This is a genomic window from Eubacterium oxidoreducens (assembly GCF_900104415.1).
Taxonomy (GTDB): domain Bacteria; phylum Bacillota; class Clostridia; order Lachnospirales; family Lachnospiraceae; genus Eubacterium_C; species Eubacterium_C oxidoreducens.
This window is the reverse complement of the sequence record NZ_FMXR01000005.1, coordinates 203,206-227,593: the sequence shown is the minus strand read 5'-3', so window position 1 is coordinate 227,593 and position 24,388 is coordinate 203,206. Positions and strand designations below refer to the sequence as shown.

Annotated in this window: 18 protein-coding genes; 3 read left to right on the top strand and 15 right to left on the bottom strand. The window is 41.1% G+C overall.

Features of this window, described 5'->3' with window-relative positions:
* Window positions 1-107: 107 nt before the first annotated feature.
* Genes BLS20_RS02650 through mraZ form a run of 3 tightly spaced genes read right to left on the bottom strand, consistent with a single transcriptional unit; the run spans window position 108 to window position 1,972 of the window.
* Window positions 108-560 (bottom strand): hypothetical protein, encoded by a 453-nt coding sequence (locus BLS20_RS02650; protein WP_090171902.1) that lies wholly within the window; start codon window positions 558-560, stop codon window positions 108-110.
* Between the two features lie 26 nt (window positions 561-586).
* Window positions 587-1,528 carry a 16S rRNA (cytosine(1402)-N(4))-methyltransferase RsmH gene (rsmH, locus tag BLS20_RS02645; RefSeq protein ID WP_090171900.1) on the bottom strand — a complete coding sequence of 314 codons (942 nt, stop codon included), beginning with the start codon at window positions 1,526-1,528 and terminating at the stop codon, window positions 587-589.
* A 12-nt stretch (window positions 1,529-1,540) separates the two neighbouring features.
* A complete protein-coding gene (gene mraZ, locus BLS20_RS02640) occupies window positions 1,541-1,972 on the bottom strand; it encodes a division/cell wall cluster transcriptional repressor MraZ (RefSeq protein WP_090171898.1) in 432 nt (143 codons plus the stop codon).
* Between the two features lie 485 nt (window positions 1,973-2,457).
* Between mraZ and BLS20_RS02635 the strand changes: the two genes are divergently transcribed.
* Window positions 2,458-3,561 (top strand): sugar ABC transporter substrate-binding protein, encoded by a 1,104-nt coding sequence (locus BLS20_RS02635; protein ID WP_090171896.1) that lies wholly within the window; start codon window positions 2,458-2,460, stop codon window positions 3,559-3,561.
* Between the two features lie 78 nt (window positions 3,562-3,639).
* On the opposite strand, the gene BLS20_RS02630 is transcribed toward BLS20_RS02635, so the two are convergent.
* The 7 genes from BLS20_RS02630 to BLS20_RS02600 all read right to left on the bottom strand — a co-directional run bounded on the left by BLS20_RS02630 (window position 3,640) and on the right by BLS20_RS02600 (window position 14,275).
* Window positions 3,640-8,445, bottom strand: a complete 4,806-nt coding sequence (locus tag BLS20_RS02630; protein WP_090171893.1) for an FMN-binding protein — start codon at window positions 8,443-8,445, stop codon at window positions 3,640-3,642.
* A 166-nt stretch (window positions 8,446-8,611) separates the two neighbouring features.
* Entirely contained in the window at window positions 8,612-9,715 is a 1,104-nt protein-coding gene (locus BLS20_RS02625; RefSeq protein WP_090171891.1) for an HD-GYP domain-containing protein, read from the bottom strand.
* Window positions 9,694-10,554 (bottom strand): prolipoprotein diacylglyceryl transferase, encoded by an 861-nt coding sequence (gene lgt, locus BLS20_RS02620; RefSeq protein ID WP_090171889.1) that lies wholly within the window; start codon window positions 10,552-10,554, stop codon window positions 9,694-9,696. Before lgt ends, BLS20_RS02625 begins: the two co-directional genes overlap by 22 nt.
* A gap of 68 nt (window positions 10,555-10,622) precedes the next feature.
* On the bottom strand, window positions 10,623-11,132 hold the full coding sequence (locus BLS20_RS02615; protein ID WP_090171887.1) for an SEC-C metal-binding domain-containing protein: 510 nt from the start codon (window positions 11,130-11,132) through the stop codon (window positions 10,623-10,625).
* A gap of 104 nt (window positions 11,133-11,236) precedes the next feature.
* A complete protein-coding gene (locus BLS20_RS02610) occupies window positions 11,237-12,316 on the bottom strand; it encodes an SEL1-like repeat protein (protein ID WP_090171884.1) in 1,080 nt (359 codons plus the stop codon).
* Window positions 12,317-12,339: 23 nt separating this feature from the next.
* The gene (locus BLS20_RS02605) at window positions 12,340-13,596 is read right to left on the bottom strand and encodes a sensor histidine kinase (RefSeq protein ID WP_090171882.1); all 1,257 of its coding nucleotides are present in this window, start codon (window positions 13,594-13,596) and stop codon (window positions 12,340-12,342) included.
* On the bottom strand, window positions 13,586-14,275 hold the full coding sequence (locus BLS20_RS02600; protein ID WP_090171880.1) for a response regulator transcription factor: 690 nt from the start codon (window positions 14,273-14,275) through the stop codon (window positions 13,586-13,588). The genes BLS20_RS02605 and BLS20_RS02600 overlap by 11 nt, the downstream gene beginning before the upstream one ends.
* A gap of 187 nt (window positions 14,276-14,462) precedes the next feature.
* Here BLS20_RS02600 and BLS20_RS13650 point away from each other — a divergent pair, with 187 nt between their 5' ends.
* Window positions 14,463-16,760, top strand: a complete 2,298-nt coding sequence (locus tag BLS20_RS13650) for a hypothetical protein (protein ID WP_176762260.1) — start codon at window positions 14,463-14,465, stop codon at window positions 16,758-16,760.
* A 116-nt stretch (window positions 16,761-16,876) separates the two neighbouring features.
* On the opposite strand, the gene BLS20_RS02590 is transcribed toward BLS20_RS13650, so the two are convergent.
* The 3 genes from BLS20_RS02590 to BLS20_RS02580 all read right to left on the bottom strand — a co-directional run bounded on the left by BLS20_RS02590 (window position 16,877) and on the right by BLS20_RS02580 (window position 19,237).
* Complete coding sequence (locus BLS20_RS02590; protein ID WP_090171877.1) at window positions 16,877-18,064, bottom strand: GGDEF domain-containing protein; 1,188 nt, start codon at window positions 18,062-18,064, stop codon at window positions 16,877-16,879.
* 117 nt (window positions 18,065-18,181) lie between these two features.
* On the bottom strand, window positions 18,182-18,535 hold the full coding sequence (locus tag BLS20_RS02585; protein ID WP_090171875.1) for a putative signal transducing protein: 354 nt from the start codon (window positions 18,533-18,535) through the stop codon (window positions 18,182-18,184).
* A 282-nt stretch (window positions 18,536-18,817) separates the two neighbouring features.
* Window positions 18,818-19,237 carry a hypothetical protein gene (locus tag BLS20_RS02580; RefSeq protein WP_090171874.1) on the bottom strand — a complete coding sequence of 140 codons (420 nt, stop codon included), beginning with the start codon at window positions 19,235-19,237 and terminating at the stop codon, window positions 18,818-18,820.
* Window positions 19,238-19,409: 172 nt separating this feature from the next.
* On the opposite strand from BLS20_RS02580, the gene BLS20_RS02575 reads away from it, so the two are divergent.
* On the top strand, window positions 19,410-19,613 hold the full coding sequence (locus BLS20_RS02575) for a hypothetical protein (protein ID WP_090171872.1): 204 nt from the start codon (window positions 19,410-19,412) through the stop codon (window positions 19,611-19,613).
* Window positions 19,614-19,643: 30 nt separating this feature from the next.
* Here BLS20_RS02575 and BLS20_RS02570 read toward each other — a convergent pair whose 3' ends face one another.
* Window positions 19,644-22,427 (bottom strand): hybrid sensor histidine kinase/response regulator, encoded by a 2,784-nt coding sequence (locus BLS20_RS02570; RefSeq protein WP_176762259.1) that lies wholly within the window; start codon window positions 22,425-22,427, stop codon window positions 19,644-19,646.
* 152 nt (window positions 22,428-22,579) lie between these two features.
* Complete coding sequence (aspS, locus tag BLS20_RS02565) at window positions 22,580-24,385, bottom strand: aspartate--tRNA ligase (protein ID WP_090171868.1); 1,806 nt, start codon at window positions 24,383-24,385, stop codon at window positions 22,580-22,582.
* Window positions 24,386-24,388: the final 3 nt, after the last annotated feature.

Here is a 24,388-nt window from a genome sequence, read left to right as displayed (position 1 = left end):
CTGTTATTCTCCCACGTTATTCAGGATTCATTCGATATTTCCATAAATGAAATGAGTGCATCCCCAAAAAATCCATTCAGGCATGCACATATCAGTTTTTATGAAATTTACGGAATATCAGCGTACTGCTGCATATAGTCTTGAGAGTCTACGCTGTAATAAACAATCTGATCGGCAGAAGGATACGTCATTCCCAGTTCCTTAATCGCCTTCTTCTTAATATCTGTAAGCGACACACTTGCCTCTATTTCTTTTTCATATGCATCGTTTGTATCCTGCATCGTAATCAGTTCGCTTTGCATCTCCACAACATCAGACTTTACCTCTGTCACATCCGCCTGCAAATGCAGATAACAAGCTGCAACCATTCCCACTGCCGCCAATGCCAACGTCATAAACAATACATTCCCTGCGGATAACGCTTTTGCTCTTTGTCTATTGCGTTTCGTCTGACGATCAATATGACGTCTTCGATGTTCTCTTTCGATTGGTGCTTCCTGCGGAAGAATCTCTCGAACTGTATTTCCTTCTATATAATAGTAGTTTTTTGTGTCTGCCATGTGTCCAACTCCTTATTATTTTCGGCTTATTTACATTTCTCAAATACCCTTAGCTTCGCACTTTTCGATCTCGAATTTTGTCTGATTTCTTCTTCACTTGGAAGAATCGGCTTTCGGGTAATCACCTTTCCCTTTGACTTGTTATTACATACACAGACCGGAAAATCCGGCGGGCAGGTACAAGGGTTTTCATTCTTTTTGAAATTCGATTTCACAATCCGATCTTCAAGCGAATGAAAGGTGATAATCGCCAATCTTCCTCCCGGATTAAGCAAATCGATCATATCATCGAGCGTCTCTGTAAGGACTTCGAGTTCCCGATTAAGTTCAATTCTGATTGCCTGATAGGTGCGTTTCGCCGGGTGACCCCCTGTTTTTTGCACCTTCATCGGTATAGCGCCGCGAATAATTTCATTTAGCTGTCTGACGGTTTTTATTTCTTCTTTTTGTCTCGCCTTAACAATATGCTTGGCTATATTTTTTGCGAATCGATCTTCGCCATAATCGCGAATGATTCGATACAATTCCATCTGTGAATACTCATTGACGATATCCTTCGCTGTGCGTGTCATACGCTCATCCATTCTCATATCAAGCATGGCATCTTCTGCCATATAAGAAAAGCCTCGCGTTGGAGTGTCTAGCTGATAAGAGGAAACTCCAAGGTCCAGCACGATACCATCCACCTTCTCAATGCCAAGTTGCCGAGCCACACTTGGCATTGCTTCATAATTACTGCGAACAATGGTAACTAGCTTTTCATAGTCTTTTAATTGCTGTGAAGCGGCTTCAATCGCAGCGGCATCCTGATCAATTCCAATCAGCCTTCCCGCTCCATTCAAACGTTTTACAATCTCAAGAGAATGTCCTGCTCCTCCAAGCGTTCCGTCAACATATATGCCGCCTTCTTTTACTTTTAATGCATCTACTGTCTCATGCAGTAGAACCGAAACATGTGAAAATTCCATATACGCCTCCGCCTAAATGCTAAGTCCAAGCTCAGCCATATGCTCTGCAATATCATCCATATCATCGAATTCTCCTTCTTCAGTCCATTTACTCTTGCTCCAGATTTCAATTCTGCTGAGAACTCCGACAGATACAACATCCTTTTCTAATTCTGCATATTCTCTAAGTACGGATGGAATCAATATTCTTCCCTGCTTATCAATCTCACAGCTAGCGGCACTTGCAAAGAAGAATCTCATAAACTTTCTTGCATCCTTAGTGGTCAGTGGTATTTCTCTAAATTTTGCTTCGATGTTGGCCCATTCTTCATTGGTATATACAAATAAACATCCATCAAGTCCCTTGGTTACGACAAACTCATCACCGAGTGCCTCACGAAACTTTGCCGGTACGATCAATCTGCCTTTGGCATCAATCGTATGATTGTATTCTCCCATGAACATGTGCCTTCACCTCTTTTCCTCGCATTACTTAGACTGTTTTCAGTGGATAAACCGAATTAATAGAAAGTTGTCCACTAAGTTTTCCACTTTATCCACCACTTTCTACCATTCGCCACCACAATCTACCACTAATTACCCTTATTCTACTCCACAGTCCTGCAAAAATCAAGCACTAGATGTAGTTTTCATAGGAATATATGCCCATTTTCCAGCCTTTTTGAATCTGAAATTTTCTAATTGGAAGGTGGTGGAGAGTGGAGGGATATCGGAATACCATTATGTATACATGATGTCTCACCCGCGGATTCCTATGAGTGTATCAAAAGTATTTTGTTATGCAGAATCTGTTATCATAACGAATCCGTTTTGCATAACTAAGTCGCGAAAAAAAATATAAAATGAAAACAGATAGAGGGGTTACCAATTAGAAATCGCTTCTATATATGGGAGTAGAAGCAATTTTTTAAAGACGGAGGTTTTTACAAATGAAAAAGAAAATTCTTGCAGGTATTCTTGCAGGTGCCGTGGTGTTCTCCATGACCGCCTGCTCATCAACATCGGACAGTTCAGACGGATCTTCATCCGACACTTCACAAGCATCCGATGGTGACATTACCATCGGTATGGTCTTAAAGACAGCGACAAATGCACATTTTCAGGATATTGCTTATGGTGCAACTCTTGCTGCCGAAGAACTCGGAATCAATATTAAAATCGATAATACAACCACAGAAACCGATGTAGAAGGTCAGATTACGAAATGTGAAGATTTGATTTCTTCCGGCGTAGATGCTTTAATCTTAACTGCTAACGACTCCTCAGGTGTCGGTTCTGCTGTGGAAAGCGCGCATAGCGCCGGCATACCATTTGTCACAGCGGATACTGAAATTGTGAATGACTGGGGCGATGATGTCAGCGAATATATGCCTAACTTCATCGGTGAAGATTATCAAGAACTTGCTTACCAACTGTCCAAACAAGTCTGCGAAGCACTCGGCGGCGAGGGTAAGGTTGTAATCTTAAGAGGAATTGACGCTGCAAGTTCTTCACAGCAAAGAACAGCCGGAATCGAGCAGGCGATTGAAGAATATGAAGGAATTGAAATTGTAGAATCTAAGAGTGCTAACTATGACCAGGATACTGCTACTTCTACCATGTCCGATATTTTACAGGCACATCCGGATATTGACGCCGTCATCTGTTGTAACGATATGATGGCAATGGGCTCTGTTACAGCCTTAAAAGAAAACAATATCGAACTTGGCGGAGAAGACGGTGTATTAGTTGCCGGACTTGACGGTAATATCATTGCGCTAGACTCTATTGAAGCCGGCGATATGTATGCAACACTTTATGACTGGTCAATGCTACAAGGATACTATTCTGTAATGCAGGCATATGATTTAATTGAGGGCAAAGAGGTACCGGAAGAAACACTTACCGTTGGTACTGTTATTACCTCAGAAAATGTTGCAGATTTCATCCCGCATGGTGAAATCGTAAGTGATTGGTCGTTTGGCTCTTCCATCGGCGAGGTCCCAAGTGAAATAACGGACTTCATGGAATATGGTCGAAGCCTTAACGAATAAGAAACCCCAAATGTTTTTTTACACACGAAAGGAACCGCCGCTTCATAGCGACGGTTCCTTTCTTATTATATATGCATACTATTTTGTTTTGCATGATTTTACGGAAGAATATGTTCCATAATATACAGATGATCCCATCTTCTTGTACGAACGTACTCTTACATAATATTTCTTTTTGCTCTTCAACTTACTAATCGTCTTTGAGGTTGTCTTCGCTTTTGTAACTTTGATTGTTTTTGCATTCTTAAAACTCTTAGAAGTTGAATACTGAATCTGATATCCGGTTCCGGATGCTTTACTGTAAGAAACCTTGATGGACTTCTTAGCTTTTTTCAGCGTAACAGATTCCTTATTTACATATACCTTATTTCCCTTGACATAGGAACCAAGCACTTTCTTGCTTCCATCTAAAGTATAGGCTGCTACTTTAACTGCTACGCATTTATTCTTCACAGAACTAATTGTGTAAGTAGCCTTTGTTGTATACTTAATTGTCCACTTAGAAGCATTATTAATCTTGTAAGCAATTGCATAACCATCCGCATTTTTCACCTTATTATAAGATACGGTTACTTTCTTCTTAGACGCATTAGCCGTCACTTTCAAAGAAGAAACCTTGCCCGGTGCTGTTACGGTTGATGTCGTTGTATCGTCTGCTTCCTTTGTATCTTCTTTTGCCTCAAATACAAAACCTGCCATACCATCCACAATCGACCAGCTGCTTAGTTCGCTTCCGTCTCCGGTATAATAATTAATCTGTGACTGCGTCTTTGCTGTATTGATATTTTCAATTGCCGCTTCGATACTTTCCATCTGTGTTTTTGTTGCTGTAATATTTTTATTTAACAGCTTTACAAATGTTTGCGATCCAAGTTCTGCTTTTGTCTTAGCTACCGCATTTTCAACACTTACAAGGTCAAATACCTGAACGCCGTTTGCAACAGTCTCAACCCTACTGTCTGCATTCGTTAATACTGCCTCACTATTATAGTAGCAATTATTCTCAACGCCGATTCCTGCAAGTCGTCCATTTAACGCTCCTACGTCTGTAGTTGTCTTTAAGGATGTGACATTTCCTGCTGCATAGCAGTTGTAATGAATACCTCCGCACTGTCCAACAAGACCACCGGCATGTGTTTTATTATTATTTCCGGCATTTACTACGACATCTCCCAGTGCGTATGTATTAACAGTTGTTGCTCTGTTATCAATTGCATACAGACCACCGGCATAAGCATTTCCTGAAGTAGTAGTTGCTGTTACATCTACATCAATTGCGCAATTTGCAATTGTTCCTCGAATTACATTACCGGCCAGACCAGCGCCGCGGCATGTATTTTCCTCTGTATTGGAAATTACAGTTCCTGTAACTTTTACATTACGAACCTCAAAACCATTCTGGAGATTTCCGGCAAGTCCTCCTACATAATTACCATACTGATTAGATGTATTAATTACTTCATTGGAAAGTACGATATTTTCAATTACCGGAACATTATTTTCGGAAGTTGGTAGTACATTAGATGAAACATCTCCTGTTACCACACCGAACATACCTGCCGTATATTGCATTCTTGGATCTTTAGTTGACTCTGTCTTGCTTCCGATGGTAAGGTTCGAAATCGTATACCCTTGTCCGTCGTAATTTCCTTTAAACGGATATACGCAATACTGCGTTCCTACACCATTAATCTTCGTATAAATGCCCCAACCGATTGGAAGCCATTCATCTCCTGATAATGTGATGTTTGCGATCTGCTTAAAGTACACCCCTTCAAAATCCACATCTTCATTTAATGCTTCTGCAATATAACGAAGCTGAGCCTGTGTGCGAATCAGATATGGGTCTGACTTTGTTCCCGAGCCACCTGCGAACTTACTTGCATCGACTGTGGCATATGTTGTGGTATCTCCATATACGGATTTTTCTAAAGCTTTACTGAGAGCTTGTGCATAAGCCTCGGCATCTGTCGCATCTCCACTTACTACTGTCTCTTTTGTGATACTTCCATTTGATACGACAATCTGAACAACCAGACTCCCTTCATCATCTCTTCCATACCAGGTACCATCCTGATAGGTTAATTCTTCTTCCGGAACAATCTCACACTCCGGCTGTGCATAAGTAACTGTCGTTGCCTCACCTTCCGGTACGACTTCCTGGTTTTCATTTACAATCCACTTATTTAATACTGCACTATCAAGACCATAGATGGATGCAATATCAACCGGATAACTTTCATAATAACTGTTTAATGTAGCTGCAATATTTGTATAATTATCTGCTGTATAAGCTGTGAGGTTATCTGCAAGACCTCCGGTATACACTTCTCCTGCTTCATTCGTTCCGGATTGTGTAATATTACCGACTGATTCAACTTGTGTAAGCTGCTCTCCGTCGATGATCATAGCTGCCTGTCCATTGTAAAAACAGCTATAGCTCTTACCAATTCCCGTAATCCAGCCGGACACAGCTCCTACGTAATACGAATACTCTCCTGTCGTATGCGTTCCAGCGCCATAGCACCCAACCAGATTACCTGCCTGTACTGCCACAAGCGAGCTGACTGCTGCCATACCTTCATCGCCGTTTTCACGGGATGCACTTCCATATACATTTGCCTTAGAATAATCGTTTGCTACCAGTCCGCGGTTATTTAATCCTACAAGTCCGCCAACTTCAGCAACGCCATCACCACTTTCGACAATTGCTGCATAATCACCGGATGTTGCACTATTAATTATGACACCCTTGTACTGATATCCTGCAATACCTCCTGCAAATGTATTATTTTTTGCAGAATCGACTTCAATAATTCCATCAACGCTACAATTATTGATGGTTGCTCCTTGATAGGTTGAAGCGCTGCTATCCATATAACCTACGATTCCACCTGCAAATACAGAGCTTGAATATTTTACATAAATGCTGACATCTGTCAGATTTAAATTCTTAACAACCGCATGAGTATCAAGGACTCCAAAGAATCCAATAAATATCTCGCCATTGGTAATCTCAAACTTAGAATTCTCTGTTCCAATTGTCATATTAGAAACCGTATAACCTGCTCCATCAAAGGTTCCGTCAAATGCATAATCACTGCCTCCAACAGGTGTCCAGGTTGTTTCGCTATCCAGCTCAATATCATTTACCAGTTTAACCGTATAGCCTTTGTAAGTAACGCCTTGTGTTAAGGAAGCTGCAAAATTTCTAAGCTGTTCTTCTGTAGAAATCGTATATGGATCTTCCTGCGTTCCTGTTCCGCCTGCAAAAATCGTACTGTCCGGTGTCGGATTGTACCATTCATCTCCGGTTGGAACGACCTGATTCGAAGCATTTACTTCCCACTTACGTGGAACAATCGTTGCATACCCATAAGCAGCTAACAACTCCTCTGTATCGTAAAAGTTCGAATTAAGAGTAGATGCAAACTCTTCGCTTGTCATCTCACTTGCTGCTTTAGCGGTTCCTTCAAAAGCCTGATCAAAAGAAGTAGTAGTTTCTGAAGTTCCTGCTGCTACCAAATCGGTCTCTTCGGAGCTTGAAATTGTCTCAAGATCGGAATATGTATTAATCGTTAGAACCGTATCTTCCGAATAATATGCGTATCCACGAAACATTCCTGTATCCGGATATGTATCATATAGATTCGTTTCTGAATTTTTCGTCATACCCGATGTTGTTAATTGTCCTGAAATGCTTCCTATCCATTTATGTGAAGAGCCAGCATTTCCAACTGTGACATTTCCGCTTGCCGTTACATTCCACATCTTTCCGGCATACATTGCTGCTATACCGCCGGCCATCCCTCCATAATTACTGTTCTTCGGCGCAGATGCTTTGATATCTCCAAATGATGCATCATTAAATACCAATGTATTTGCTGCACTCATTGCCGTAATTCCTCCGGCATAAGAAGAAGTCGTTCCGGATGAGAATGCTGTAACATCTGCATCCGCGTAACTATTTACGATTGCTACATAATTTTGAGCATAACCAATAAGTCCTGCTGCATAAGTTAGTTTTGATTCTGTACTCTTAGCACTAATGCTACCTGATACGCTAATACCATTTACTTCAACAAGATTATTTGCTGTTCCCGCTGTCGTATAGCCTGCCAATCCACCGGCTCTAATCACACCATTTCCGGTTACATTAATATTAACATCTGTCAGATTAACATCTTCTACATCCGCTGACGCACCAAGCACGGAAAATAATCCCACATTGGTATCTGACGTATACTCACCTGTTATGGTCATTCCAGAAATGCTATAACCATTGCCGCTAAAGTTTCCCTGAAAAACCTGACTTCCATCTTCCATACCAATCGGATTCCAATTCTCACTGCTGTCTAGCGCAATATCATTGGCCAGTTCGATATAAACACCTTGATAGGTTGTTCCTTCATCAACTGCTGTTGCAAACCGTTCCAATCCTTCTGCCGTGCTGATTTCATAAGGATTACTTGCCTCTCCGGTACCTGCCGTAAATGGTCCTTCCGGATCAAGAGCGGCCTTTTCAAGTGCCTGCTTTACAGCATTTTTAATAGCATTCGAGCTCACGGTAGCCCCTGAGACGGTATCCACATCCCAAGTCTGTTCTTCCACGATCTCATCAAATAACGTTTTTGCCATTTCCCAATAAGAGCTTGTCTCTACCTGTGACTTTTCCGTTACCTGCTCAATCTTGTGATCTTCTCCGATTGTGACCTGTAAAGTCACCGTTCCTCCATAACCTTCTGCACTCCCCTCATAGTCACCCGCATAGTACGTTGTGGTCGTATCTGCAACTGCAGAGAAATTTGCCGGAAACATGGTTCCAACTGCAGTCAATAGTGCAAGCACCACAGCGCCTATCCGGGGCGTATGTTTTCTTACCATATTCTTCCTCCATTTCTAGTTCTAATAGCGTTACTGGTGTAAGTTTGCGCTATCCGTAGTATGTTATCACAATCAAAAGATGCGTGCAAGTGACTTTTGTTTCATTTCGCGTATTTTTTTCAAACAAAAAAACTGTCGTACGAATTCTTCTTCGTATGACAGTTTCTTATTTGATTTCTAAATTCTTACACGATATGTCGCCCGCTAAATCATAATATTTACCGCTCATCAAATCCTGCACCTTAGGACGAAGCGGATTTCCTTCATTATTATGAACTACCTTGACAATTGCACCATTATTCAGCATCACGGTTGCACCAATTGGATAGATTGTAATACAACGATAAAATGCCCGCAAAATATGCATATCAAATTTGTCCACCATCTGTCTGAGCATAACAAGCGCTTCATTGCTTCGTCTCGCCTCCTTGTATGGACGCTTCGTAACGAGTGCATCATACACGTCTACCACCGACAGTATTTTTCCCATATACGAAATCTCCCCGCCGCGAAGACTGTATGGATAACCGGAACCATTAATATTTTCATGATGCTGCAGGATTCCAAGTCCAACTTCCTCGCTAACCCCTTTAATGTCATGGATTATTTCATAGCCCCATATCGGATGTTTCTTTATGATTTCAAATTCTTCCGGCGTAAGCTTCGCCGGTTTGTTAAGAATTGCGTCCGGAATCTTCACTTTTCCAATATCGTGCATAATTCCCGCCATTGCAATATTTCGAATAGACTCTCCTTGCAAATGCATTTTGTTTGCTACAAGCATCGCCATAGCACCAACGTCAACCGAATGCTTAAACGTATACTCATCCGATACTTTAAGCATCTCGAGCGAAATATTCACATCCTCATTCTCCCCTAAGGTAGAGAGCATCTCCTTAGTGATATCATTGGCAATATCTACAATTTCATCCGGCTTCGCCCCGCTATACATATATTCGACTCCCAAAAGAGCACGTTTTTTTACATCATCGGCAAGATCGAATACCTGCGGTTCTTTCTTCGTCTCTTCTTCATTTTCCTGCTCAATCAAATCCGAAATCACAAATTCAATTGTCCCTTTGTATTTTTGAAGACGGTCATGTATTTCTTCATCTACATACGTACCGCCATGTAACAAAACAACGCCCTCTTTGGAAAAGACGTCCTTCGCTATAATACTCCCCAGCGGTACATTATAGGTATAATCCCTAATTCTCTCCTTCATAAGTATCCCCCGAATAACAACCGTTACTGCTTTTCTTTTCCCCATTTATGCAACACAATCATCATAACTGCAGAAACAATTACCAAAATAATTGCCAGCATCTGAGAAACTGCCACATTTGTATTTGGAATAAGCAACTGATCGGTCCGAAGACTCTCAATCCAGGCTCTTCCTAAACCATATCCAAATAAATATATAAAAAATGTTATCCCATAATGCTTGATATATCTGCGTGTCAGCAACAAGATCACAAGCAATGCAAGATTCCATACGGATTCATATAAAAATGTCGGATGAACCTGTATATACGAAATCCCATCCACAACTTCTATATGTTCTGACAAGGTCTGCGTAATATCACTGCTTCTTACCGCACTTACCGGCAATTGCATTGCAAAAATATTATCCGTGTAATCTCCAAATGCCTCTCTGTTAAAAAAGTTCCCCCAGCGGCCACATATCTGTCCTGTAATCAGACCGACACACGCAGTATCCGCCAATTGAAAGAACGGTTTTTTCTTGATTTTTGACAGCACCACAGTCACAATAATCGCAGCAATCACGCCGCCGTATATGGCAAGTCCGCCCTGTCTCAAATTAAAAATGCTCTTTAAATCATCCTTATATAAATCCCACGAAAATATCACATAATAGATTCTCGCACCAATTACACCAAAAATCACACCAAAGATTGCCAGGTCAAAATAATCCTCCGGCCTTTGCCCTGTCTTCTTTGCTACCCGTGAGACAAGTAATAGCCCAAGCACAACGCCGATTGCAATACAGATTCCATACATCGCAATCTCAAAATTGCCAATCGAGACCGACTTGATTACATAATCCAGGTTGATATGCAGATGCGGGAATAAAATACTCATATCCATAATCAATCTCTTTCTATTCTCATGAAAAAAGCCCTGCATAGCGGAAACTACACAGGGCATTTTTTATCTTATGCGTTTCTACCGCAGCACTTTTTATACTTCTTACCGCTTCCACATGGGCATGGATCATTACGACCAATCTTCTTTCCTTCTCTACGATAAGTTCCTGACTGTCTTTGTTCTTTATAAAGCGCATCTCTTTTGGCATCATCAAAAATCGCCTTCCACTGTGGGAGATTATATAACCAATCAGCTCTGGCATCTACCATGTTTTTGTATAATTTTTCTTTGTCAAATGCAAGGCTTACCTTGGTATCTTCTTCCATCTCTTCAATTGGATTCGGCTCGATAAGGCTGTCATTGATTCCGTCAAGGAAACCAACCATTGCCATGATATCCAGGTCATATTTTTCAGCAAGTTCCTTAACCGTTCCTTCCACTACTTCATCCGGATTTGTAAGAAGCTTTTCGTATACGCCCTTCTCTAATTCAAAATATCTTTGCCAAAATCTTTGAAGCTCACCTCTGTCAGCCTGTTCATTATATGCTATGCTTTGCCACTTTTCTAATAAAGCCATATATTTCTACCATCCTTTTATCCTATAATATTGTAATGCCCTCTACTATAGACACATTCACTTGTCTATTATAAAGCATTTTCCTGCATTTTACAAAGTTTTTTCTACTCTTCTCCAAATATAAAAGCATCAACCCGAAAGGAAATCATGACCTGATCGCGATAAGTCAGTTCCCAGACATCTTCTTCCTCGTCATACCGAATTCCTGTAACAAACGCTCTTGCCGGAATCTGCGCACAACCATGGACAAAGGTCGGATTGACCAAATACACTCCCGTAACATCTGTCAGCTCACAAAAATGCATCTGTGCCACTGTAATCAGAGCTTGTCCGCTATACCCTTCTGCTCCAACGCCATGTGCAAGCAACATATATTTACCATTGACATATGTAATTGTCACATCCATCCCCAGACTGTTTTCCAAAATATCTCCGATTGGTCCGGGATGTTGCATTTTCATATAGGAAACATCAAAATCCTCCGGAAGCTTTGTCTGAATTCTTTGCAAAGCTTCTTCGATTCTTTTTTTGACCTTGTTATCACCAAAGTAATCTCCCTCTTTGATTCTCATATCAATGGCAAGTTTCGCCTGCATATAAAAGGCGTATGCCATTGCCACATTACTCTCCCCTTCAATGCCATGTTCAAACATCTGTCCCATTCGAAGCGCCACATCAGCAAACTTCCCATCATATTCTCCATTACAAAATCGTTCATGATTCTCATCAAAAATTCTGGTAATCAGATGAAATGCCGCCTGTTCACTCTTTGGGCAGCCTAATCCCTGCTGAAGCATATCCGCAAGTTTATAGGTCGACTCAAAAATGCCACAAGCATGTCCCACCGTAAAATATTGAAATGCTTTTTCATATTCCGGCTCCGGCGTTGTTCTTGCGTAATAACATATATAACCTAGAGAGTTATAGCAACCCGGATCGCCATTGATTGCAATCAACCGCTCCATACATTCTCTTGCCGCTTTCCAATCACATGCAAAAAGCTCATTTCCGCCATAACAACCATATCCTTTAATATAAAGTGCATTTTCCCAGCCCTTTTGCACGCCTTCTTCTACATATCGAAGAAAGCGTTCTTTTTCTTTCTCCCCCTTTTTCAATAATTCATCAAAATCTTCTACATAACGATCTAAATAGGCGATTTTTTGTTCGTCAGTCCATCTCATAGCTTGTCCTCCCAATCACTTTCTTATAATTCAACAATAAAAGACACTCGTCCCTCACCGCATTCTATTTTGATATCCCCATGATGCTGCATCACAACTGCCTTCGCAATTGCTAAGCCAAGTCCATAATGTCCGCTGAAATCAACTCTTGCTTCATCTCCCCGATAAAACCGCTCAAAGATATGTTCTTGTTCTTTCGACTCAATTGCCTTCCCATCATTTGTAACCTTAAGACTTGTTCTTCCCTTACTTTCCCAAAGTTTGATCTCCACACAGCCATGGCAAAAGCAATGATTAATTGCGTTATCTGTAAGAATACTAACCAGCTGCTCGAGCATCTGCCGTTCTCCTTTTAGCTTGATTCCTTCCGGAATATCATAGGTAAGACGCACATTTTTTTCAAATGCAATTGCTTCAAATGGCAAAATTGCCGCAAGAGACAGCTTGGAAAAATCCACTTCTTCCATCTGCACACGTACCTGTTCAAGTCTTGCAAGATCTAACATCTGATGAACAAGCATGGACATTCGTTTATTTTCATATTCAACATTTTCAAGCCATTCGTTCTTGCCAATTTGCCGCTTTAACAATTCCACATTAGTCCCTATTGTGGTGATTGGCGTCTTCAGTTCATGTCCTGCATTGGAAATAAACTGTTTCTGGCGATTATAGCTTTCTTCGATTGGCTTCATAACCCAATTTCCAAGAAGCGCCGAAAAAACTATTAGGATTATAACTGCGATTGTTCCAAACAAAATCATAGTTCGCATCAGCGTCTTAATCATATCTCCGACTACAGAATTATCCATCATAGTAACAAGTACATAATCATCCTGTTTTGTCACCAAATAAACAATCTCACCGGTTGTTCCGTATTCTTGACCAGCCTCAAGAAGCTTTTGCGCTACTTGTTCTAGTTCTTCATCCGAATGAGAAGTCGGTGCATCATTTAGCAGTTCTTCCACATTATTATTTGAGTCAAAGACAACCGCATAAAAGGTTGCCACCTGGTATCTGTGAAAAAAATCATTATCCGCAATCTGCGCACGATTCTCATCATCTGAGTCGGATTCTTTTGTGATGTCCGCCGCTGGGTCGAAATCGCCTTGCGGCAGGCCATTTTCCTCATAACATGTTGCAAACATCTCAAGCATTTCCTTGTTTTCATGATCTACTTTGACCTGCGTTGAATAATAGATAATCACCAGCATACAAACTACAACAGCGACCAGAATCATTACCATTATTGCAATAAAACGCTGTTTTGATCTAATTACCATCTGCCACTCCTTCAAGCATATATCCCATGCCTCGCACCGTTTTTATCTTCGTCATTGTATTTAAAAATTTCATCTTCTTTCTTGTAAATGACATATAGACTTCTACATTATTATATTCCGCTTCATTATCATATCCCCAGACTTTAAGCGCAAGCTGGTCTTTTGATATGATTCGTCCCGGATTAGCCATGAAACACTGCATAATATGAAACTCTTTTTCTCCCAAACGAATCTCCTGCTGCGAAGAAGTACAGCTCAAAACGCCTGTGCCGACATTTAGCATAAGATCGCCCACCTTCATCAATCCATCTACTGATTTTAATCCTCTACGACAGAGCGCCCGAACCCTTGCCATAAATTCCTCAACCAGAAACGGCTTTGTCATATAGTCATCCGCTCCACTATCAAGACCAACCACTTTATCTGATACATCACTTTTCGCCGTAAGAAGCATAAGAGGCGTAACAATCCCATTTCTTCTTGCTTCCCGAACAACGGAAAATCCATCTTTTCCCGGCAGCATAACATCGATCACTGCTGCGTCATAGATGCCTGAATTTAGTGCTTGTCCACCACTAACCCCCTCCCTGTAGCAATCTACTTCATAGCCTTCCTCACTCAAAAGCTGCGATACCGCTTTTGCCATTCTTTTTTCATCTTCGATCAGTAATATCTTCACATCGCAACCTCCAATTGCCCTTTTCCCCACTTCTAGATTTGTGGAGTTAGAATTAATTATAATTATTTTAAAAGTATTTCAATATAACTTCAAGGTTCACATGATACATTGTTCCCATAAAATTATAATTTTATACTTTGATGCGCAAATATCGCATCAAAGAACTTTTTACGAGGAGGTTTTCTTAATGAAAAGAAAAGCAATTTCGATTACGCTTGTCGCTATGATGATTGCATCTCTTAGTGCCTGCAGCTCCACAGAATCGGATTCAAGTTCATCCGATTCTACTGCAGATTTGAGTGCAACTTCACAAGAAGATATCGAGTATATCGAAGAAACATTGAATCTGGCCAACAACGAAGGTCAGGAATGGACCTATTCTTCCGACGCTGACGCGTGGACCTTGTCAATTGTATCAGCCGTTGCTTATCCTGAAATCGAAGATGAGCAAGGCGTTTCTGTCTGCGTTCCCGGCGCATATGTCAAAGGAATTGACTCAGACGGAGATGGTACAGAAGATGTCACTGCCGAAGATGCCGGCTCCGACGCTGTACAAGGTTCTTTGATTATCGACTATGACGCTGAAGTCACCAGCACAAATGGTCAGACTTATACTGCCGAAACTGCACCGGTGATTCTAAACACAGGTGCTGCCGGTTACAGTTCTTCAACGAATACAGAAGCTGCAACCACCTACGCCGCAGAAGGCTACATCAACGTTGCCTGCGGTAACAGAGGAAAACAAGATACCACCGAAGACGAAGATGGCAATACCACTTACACCGGTGATGCTCCTTCTTGTCTTGTTGACCAAAAGAATGCTGCCCGTTATGTAAAGTACAATATCTTACTTGGCAACCTGCCGGGAAGCGTTGATTACTTTGTATCAACCGGTGGTTCCGGCGGCGGAGCACATGCTACTATGTTCGCTGCTACCAGCAACAACTCAGATTATTATGATTACGAAATTGAAGCCGGAGCAGTTGGTGTTTACCGAAACGAAGATGGCTCTTACTCCACAACCGTAAGCATTGATGGTACCGACTACGAACTCTCCGATGGTGCCTGGGGCTGCGTTGCCTACTCAGCCATCACATCACTTTCTGAGGCAGATATGGCAATGGCCTTTGAATATTATATGGATACCGATTATGAATTTGGTTCTAGCTTCCAGTCTCAGTTAGCTGAGTATCTGTCTGAAGAATACATGGAATATATCAATGAGCAAAACCTTTCAGTTACAGAAGAATCTGTCGGATTTGACTTAAATGATGACGGTGATACTGAAGATACCATTGATCTTTCCATCGAATACGATGAAGATAAGTATGCCGATACCAACGGCTATGGCGGCAGCTATCTTGATCTTTACATGGCTGAGTTTCAAGAGAACCTGCAATGGTATCTAGACAACCTTGACTACGCTGATGGATGGACCTGGTTCGATGAAGATGGTAATGCCTTAAGCGACGAAGAAGTTGCCGCAATGACTTCAGAAGACAAAGCCACAGCCTTTATTGAAGGACGCTATGCTAAGAGTACAAGTTCTTCCGAAGGAGGTATGGAAGGCGGCATGCCTGGTGGCGGCGGAAAAGATGGCGCTCCGACAGGCGAAGCTCCGACCGGTGAAGCTCCAACCGATGGCGAAAAACCTACTGCCGATGCTACTACAGAAGGCGACTCTTCTTCTACCGAGGAAAGAAGTTTCGACAATAGTGACGTTGCAGAAAACAGTGCCGGAGATACAATGGATGTTGGTACTCCGGATGCCGGAACAACCCAATCTGCAGGAAGCAGCACAGATTCTTCTAACTACTCTTCTTATGAAGAAATGCTTGAAGCCTATGAATCTGATATTGCTTCTATCGAAGAAGGCGATGAATATGGTAACAACATTGTAGAATTGTACAATCCATTAAACTACATCGGAAATGAAGACACCGAAAATCCTACCTGGATGCGAATTGTAATGGGTGCTTCTGAAGGAGATATGTCAATGTTCTCTTCTTTGAACCTTCAGATTGCAGCTGTGAATGCCGGTATCGATGCCACAATTGAATGGCAATGGGATGGCGGACATGTTCCTTCTGAGGTTCTTGGCGAAAGTCTGGCTCTTTACGTTGACGAAATGTACGGTGAGTATGTAGAAGGCGCAACAACCGTTACTAAGTCCGAAGCTACAAAGCAGACGGAAAACGGCGATGCCGAAGAAGCTACCGGTACAGATATCAGTAGCTGGGTATCTTATGACTCCGAAAATGGCGTTTCCTTCTCTCTTGCCGATGCTGTAAGCTATAGAACAGCCGGTGCAAGTAAGACAATTCCTGGATTCGATGTGATCGACTATGGACAGGAAGATTATGTATTTGGAGACAGTGATTCTGATGCGCGCCACTGGGATTCTTATCTCCTTGGCATCCTACAAGAACATGCTGATGAATTATCCGAATTATTTAATGCCGATAGCGAATCTACGGAAGAATAATTTCCAATTCAACATTTCGTAGATTGTTATCCTAAAAACCCCAAAAAAAGGCTGTGAAGATGAGTTATAAATTCTCATTTTCACAGCCTTTTGACATTCCTTATTCTAGCCCCGGGCTATAATCCATAAGAGGTATTGATTACAGATATGTTATGTTCATGGAACTTTTCCTTATCCTCATACATCTTATGATCCGCCCGTATTCTCAATTTATCCACCGTCATATGGGCCTTTCCCTCATATGACACCGATGCCACACCAATCGAACAAATCAGCTTATAACTACGCTTCGTATCCGCATTTACCTGCTGCAACTTCTGTTTTAGTTCCATCAGTTCCCGGTCAATCGACTCTCTTTCCTCTTTTTCAGCCAAAAGCAAAAATTCATCTCCGCCAAGACGTGCAATAAATAAATCTTTTCCTTTGCACACATCCTTTAAAATCTGAGCAAATTCTTTGAGCGCTTCGTCTCCCACATGATGGCCGAACATATCATTAATCTCCTTAAAATGATTCAAATCCATCATCGCCAGATACAAGCGCTTTCCCGGTTGTAGTTTCTCATATTTATAATCTACATATTGATCTGCCCGGCTTCGGTTATTAAGTCTTGTCAGCGAATCCACCACAATCATAGAATTTTGACCACTGTTAAAAATCAAAAACATTCCAATTGCACATGTCACCCAGATCACATTGCTGCTCGGCAAAAAATGTCTTAGTACTACGCCGCCAAGCGGAAATAACGGAAGCAGAACAAGATACAAGCCAATATCTGCCGGCATATTTCCTTTTCTTAGATGATACAGTGCATAAAAAAAGGCAACGCTCAGGATAATTGCACTAATCAGCGGATGAAGAAAATGGTACTCCCCTCTGCTATATACATTTTGTTCACTAATTGTAAATATCCATCCGGTCTTAACGCTTGCAATTGTCATAACTGTAAATATATACATGGGAATAAAAATCAATTGCATACGATAATTGAACATGGTCATCTGCGGATGAACCACCGAAATAATATATCCCAAAAACACATAGGCGACCATGAGTGTTCCAATAAAATAAACACAATCCGCTATATAATTCAGCGCCACAGCTCCCGAATACGTCATCGTCTCCGTCACAATCGCAAATATATCCGCTAGAATGGACATCACAATCAGGATAATCAATACTTTATATAAGATTTCATTTTTAAAATAGACTGTCCTATATGAGATATTTATAAAAAGCACCATTAAAATCACAAGTGCCACAATATCTACTTCTATATAGGAAACCAGTAGACTGTTCGACATATAATTCCTCTTTTCCTTTCTTGTCGTCCCGATTTCTGACAAAAAAGAGGATTAGGAATCCAATTATACACTCCCTAATCCCCATAATCATTGCGACTTGTTTATCGCGATAGACAACTACTTGAATAAATCTTGCAATGTGCTAATGAACACCGAAGAAAAAAGCACTGCCAAAATCATGAAAAGCATCACCCTAGACAGTCGCTTTCGTTTTCTGTCTTCTCTTAGTGATTCTTTCGCGAAAGCCTTATTCTCCCGCAAATCCAGATATTTCAAAAGGCGTATTGCAAGCGCCTCCTCTTCTTCCGGAACAAAAATATCTGTTCCAAGTAAAGCCGAGCCTTGCATAACTGTCCAATATCTATCCACAGCATCTGTCTTTTTAAAATAACACTCTATTCCTTCTGTCCTTAGCATCCGAGCTATATAATTCGCTTCAAATGCATCCTTAGCCGTATATAACTTTATCATGACTTTCTCCCCTTATGCAAACCCTTTTTTAGTTAACGCAATTATACAGCATCTTAGAGGCATTATGGGTTAAAATTTGATGAAAATTTTTTTAACAATTATTACCAAAAAATCAAATATACGGCTTATTTCCTGCGTTTCTAGTCCATATCTCCCACCAAAAATGTAACATTCTTACTCATGCGCCATTGTCTCGCGCTTGATTCCTAAATGAAAAAATCCTTTTGGACGAATCATAACTTTTACATTCGTCCAAAAGGATATAATTTTCTTGCTTACCTATTATCCGACCTGATAAAATTTTTGTTCAATTGAGTTATAATACGTGACCTTAAAATCAAGAATCACATCATCGCTCATTCCCCAATCGATATTCAGTCTTTTTATAACTTCCAACACATCATCCTCGTAATGAACCGCCAAATCCGGATTCACACTTCGCTCATCCATACCGATAAACCATTGACCAAACCCCGGCACATGCTCCGAATAAGATATATTCATATCTTCCGAATAACTAAGACGTACCACATCTTCTAAAATACCAAGAAATGTATTCAAATACATCTTCTCACTTCTTTTAAAAGGTCCTATCTTATAAACCGGCTTTTGTGTTCCTTGTTTCGAACAAATATCAAGCTCTACAAAATAACCCTCTCGCTTGTAGCGCTCCTTGGTTGAATAGTAATTCCATTTCTTCATAGAACCGCCTCCTCACATACGTTCCATTCCCTCATTTATGTGTGGTATTTTATATTATAGCACGATTTTTCTTTTTTTAGTACTTTTTTCGCGTTTTAATAAAAATTTAACTAGACAGATAGGATACCATCTTATATAATACTAATAATTTTCAAGAGAGGAGTGATAACATATGGATGAATGCACACATAACTGTTCAACTTGCAGCGCAGCCTGCAATGATACTCCGGACGGCGAAAGAAAGCCCAGCATTTTTCAGAGAATGGAGGCAGTAGCTGATCGCGCTGATGAAATCGGCGAGGATAATATCATTAACATGTTACAAGATTTTGTAACGGCAATTGAAGAAGAAGAGGCCAAAGAAGAAAATGCGTAAGATTTCTCCAATCTTACGCATTTACCTTTATTACAAACATTCCTTTAATATTTTAAATAATGTCTCAACATCAATCGGTTTCGCAATATAACCATTCATACCACAATTTATGGCTTTTTGTCGATCTTCCGCGAATGCATTTGCAGTCATTGCAATAATCGGTTTATTTTGCATTCCTTCTATATCTCGAATCAATCTGGTTGCTTCATATCCATCCATTCTCGGCATCTGAATATCCATCAAAATTCCGTCAAACTCTTTGGCTCGTTCACTTTTCATGATTTCCACAGCAATGTCTCCATCCGCCGCTGTCTCCACCACAAATCCGGCCTCTGACAATATCTCAATGGCAATCTCCCGATTCAGTTCATTGTCCTCAACCAAAAGCAATCTCTTACCACTAAACTCGTACTTTTGCTTTTCAAATTGCTCCGCTCTCTCCTCCGGAGCACATTCCTTAAATCGAAAGGCCAGTGCAAAATGCGTTCCCTTTCCTTGCTTACTATGAAACTCAATTGTTCCTCCAAGCATCTGCGCAATATTTTTTGCAATGGTAAGTCCAAGACCGGTTCCTTGAATACCGCTGACCGTTGCCGTACGTTCTCTCTCAAACGGCTCAAAGGCGTGCTTTGCAAACTGTTCACTCATACCGATTCCATCATCGATCACATGAAACGCCACCGATACATAATCCGAAGAGTCTTCATAAAGCTGCATTAATTTAAATGCAATATGCCCACCTTCCGGAGTAAATTTTATTGCATTTGACAAAAGATTCATAAGAACCTGTTTGAGGCGCAATGCATCCACCAACACCCATGGTTTTGTTATGTCTATTGTTTCCACACGAAGTTCAATCTTCTTATGCTCCGCATCCAGCTGAATCATCGAAACCAAATCGTCCATAATCTCAAGTAGCGATGCTTCTTTTTCTTCAATATACACGCGGCCGCTTTCAATGCGGCTCATATCAAGCACATCATTGATCAACGAAAGCAAATGATTACCGGACACCTTGATTTTGTCTAAATACTCCCTAATCACCTGCGGCTCTTGCAAATGTCTTTCTGCAAGGTTCACAAATCCGATAATCGCATTCAGCGGAGTACGGATATCATGAGACATATTATTTAAGAATGCGGTCTTGGAGCTGTTCGCATACTGCGCTTCCGAAAGAGCATTTCTCAAATCATTATTCATCTGCTTTTGCTGCTCAATATCCATCACTACTCCGTAAAAGATAATGGGAGTGCCATCTTTTCTACGTGTTGCTCTTCCTGCTGACCGAAACCAGCGATAGCCGTCTTTTAAGGTTCTCAATCGGAATTCTATATCATACGGCGTCTTACCCGTCCTGTCTTTAACCGCCGCCCAAAATATCTGATCGCTTTTTTCCAAATCCTCCGGATGGACAAGTTTTCGTATTCCTTTAAAAGGCTCCTCAGATGGATCCTTTCCTTCATATCCAAACATCTGCTTTAGATTCGAACTCCAATAAACATTCATACATTGATAATGTTCATCAAATTCCATATTCCAGCTGGCGCTTCCAAGCGTTGCATAAATAGTCGTCATCTCCTCAGAAGCATTCCTCGCCTTTTGCATTGCTTCAAGACGTTCTTGTTCTAGCTGCGCTCTTTCTTTTTGATCCGTAATGTCCAAAAACACACCATAAAAGCGTACCGGTTTTCCATCCGGCGTTCGAATGACATCCCCCATCGCGCGAATCCAGCGCCACTTCTTAGTCTTTGTCTGTATACGATACTCAACATCATAGATAATCTTACCGGTATTATCCATAATAACCTTATCCACCATGTCATAAGCCGTGCTCCAGTCATCCGGATGCAACCTACTACTCCAGGCTTCTACGGTATTCGGAAAATCGTGTTCATCTGTAAACCCGAGCATCCGGCGGAATTCATCACTCCAGGTCACTGCAAGCCACTTACCGTTTTCATCGATTTCGAGATTCCACATTCCGGATTTTATGATTTTACGCAAAACCTTATAATTATCTTCCGCTTCAATACGCGCAATTTCATTTTCATGTTCTGTTGTACGACTTGCTTCGCACAACACCGCGCTACTCCCATCATCTTTCACGCGAATAAAAACCATCCGATAATAGTCACCGGCAATCCCTTCATAATCAATCTGAAAGAATTCATCTTTTTTCAAACGTTCCATAACATAGGAAGACTTCGTAAGTTCCGTCATCCTGTCTTTGTCTTTTTCCCGGACGTTTAAACCGATATATTCGAGAATACGCTTTGAATAGATATATTCAGTCTCTACTCCACCTTCATTCACATCGTCTCTTTTATACACATGCAGAAAGTCATTTTGAAAATCAACATAAGACAATACCGAATACAACCGTTTCATCTTGCGCAAAATAGTTTGCTCCGGCATATCCACTCGTATTTCTCCCATGCTGCGTTTCATTGTCAAAAACACCCTCTGGTCGTCATCTCGGTACCTGGCCGCCTTTTCCATCTCTAGAACAATCGGCTCATAATGATCCTCTTTTTTCGTCCAAAAACGCACATACAAAGGCATATCATTTTCTTTAAAATATTGGCGAAGATATTCGATCCGCCTTATCTTTTTTAGCTTATCCATATCCGGCTCAAGAATATGCACTCTATGTGTCAATGTCTCTAACCAGCACGAAAACGGTTCCTCACAATCGCCTGCCTCAAAATCTTCATCCTTAACAATACCATAGGTATCTTGTGTAAGATTACAGTGTAAAATCCTGTAGAATCGATTCCATAGCACATCGTTTAATTCATCACGATAGTCTATCATAAGCATTCTCCCCCCGGAAAATCCGAACCTCTAAATCTTAACTTTGTGTGCGCCCCAAACGGAGTGTTTATCTCCGGCAAAACTTAAGTCCAGGCTAAGATACAAGCCTTTATACCTATATAATACCATACCTATCTAGATATTCTAGATACTTATTCTTGTGACGGTTCTTCTTTTACCTGTATAACAGAAATACCAAGCTCTTCAAGTTGTTTTTCATCAACCGCTCCCGGTGCCTCACTCATAAGATCGGAAGCATCCTTAACCTTTGGAAATGCAATTACATCACGAATTGAATCCGCATGAACCATGTGCATCACCATTCTGTCAAGTCCATAAGCAAGCCCTGCATGTGGCGGGACTCCATACTGAAAAGCGTTTAACAAAAAGCCAAATTGCTCCCAAGCCTGCTCTTTTGTAAATCCAAGAACTTCAAACATCTTCTCTTGAATATCATCCTGGTGAATACGAACAGAACCGCCTCCAAGTTCGGTACCATTTAATACGATATCATATGCTTTTGCTCGTACAGCTCCCGGATTGTCATCTACCTTTTCCCAATCTTCTTCTACCGGCATGGTAAATGGATGATGCATTGCAACGAAGCGCTCTTCCTCATCCGACCATTCTAAAAGCGGGAATTGTGTAACCCATAAGAAATTGAATTGATTCTCATCTATCATCTCCAATTGCTTACCAAGTTCTAAACGCAGTGCACCTAACACATTCCAAACAATCTTGTTTTTATCTGCTGCAAATAAAATCAAATCTCCAACATTTGCCTGTGTTTTTTCAATAAGTGCCTTTAATTCATCCTCTGTCATGAATTTCGCAAAAGAAGACTTATACGTTCCATCCTCATTTATTCCAAGATATGCAAGGCCTTTTGCTCCGCATCCCCTTGCATACTCCACAAGTTTATCAATCTTCTTTCTCGGCATGCCGGCCTGCCCCGGAACCACAATTGCCCGTACGGATCCGCCATTTTCAAGCGCTCCTGTAAAGACTCCAAAACCGCATCCTGCAACCGTTTGGGAAACATCTATTAATTCCATGCCAAATCTGGTATCCGGCTTATCCGAGCCAAAACGATCCATTGCTTCTTGCCAAGGCATTCTTGGAAGCGGCAGGGCTATATCCACTCCGATTGCTTCTTTGAAGACATATTGAAGCAATCTTTCATTAACATCCATGACATCTTCTTCATCGACAAATGACAATTCCATATCCGCCTGCGTAAATTCCGGCTGGCGATCTGCTCGAAGATCTTCATCTCTAAAGCACTTTGTAATCTGGAAATAACGATCATATCCAGAGCACATCAATAATTGTTTAAACAACTGCGGCGACTGCGGAAGTGCATAAAAGCTTCCCGGATGCACACGGCTTGGTACAAGATAATCTCTAGCTCCTTCCGGTGTTGACTTGGTAAGAACCGGAGTCTCAATCTCTATAAATCCTTCTTTTGCCATGAAATCACGCATTAGATATGCGACTTTACTTCTTAGCATGAGATTTCTTTGGATATCCGGACGTCGAAGATCCAGATAACGATATTTAAGCCGAATCTCATCCTTTGTCTGTGAATTTTCTTCAATTGGAAATGGCGGTGTTTGAGCTTCTGACAAAATACGAAGCGAAGATGCAATGATTTCAATATCTCCCGTCTTCATATTTTCATTGACAGCGGCACTTCTTTTCTCTACTTTACCGGTAATTGCCACAACGTATTCGCTTCTTAAAGAGCCTGCCTTTTCAAAGCCTTCACTACCCACATTATCTTCATCAAAGACAACCTGTAACAGTCCTGAGCGATCACGAAGATCTACAAAAATCAGACTTCCCAGATTTCTTCTTTTTTGCACCCAACCCATTACGGTTACTTCTTCGCCGATATTTGCATTTGATACTTCTGTACATCTATGGCTTCTTTTCAAGCCTTTCATTGATTCTGCCATCGT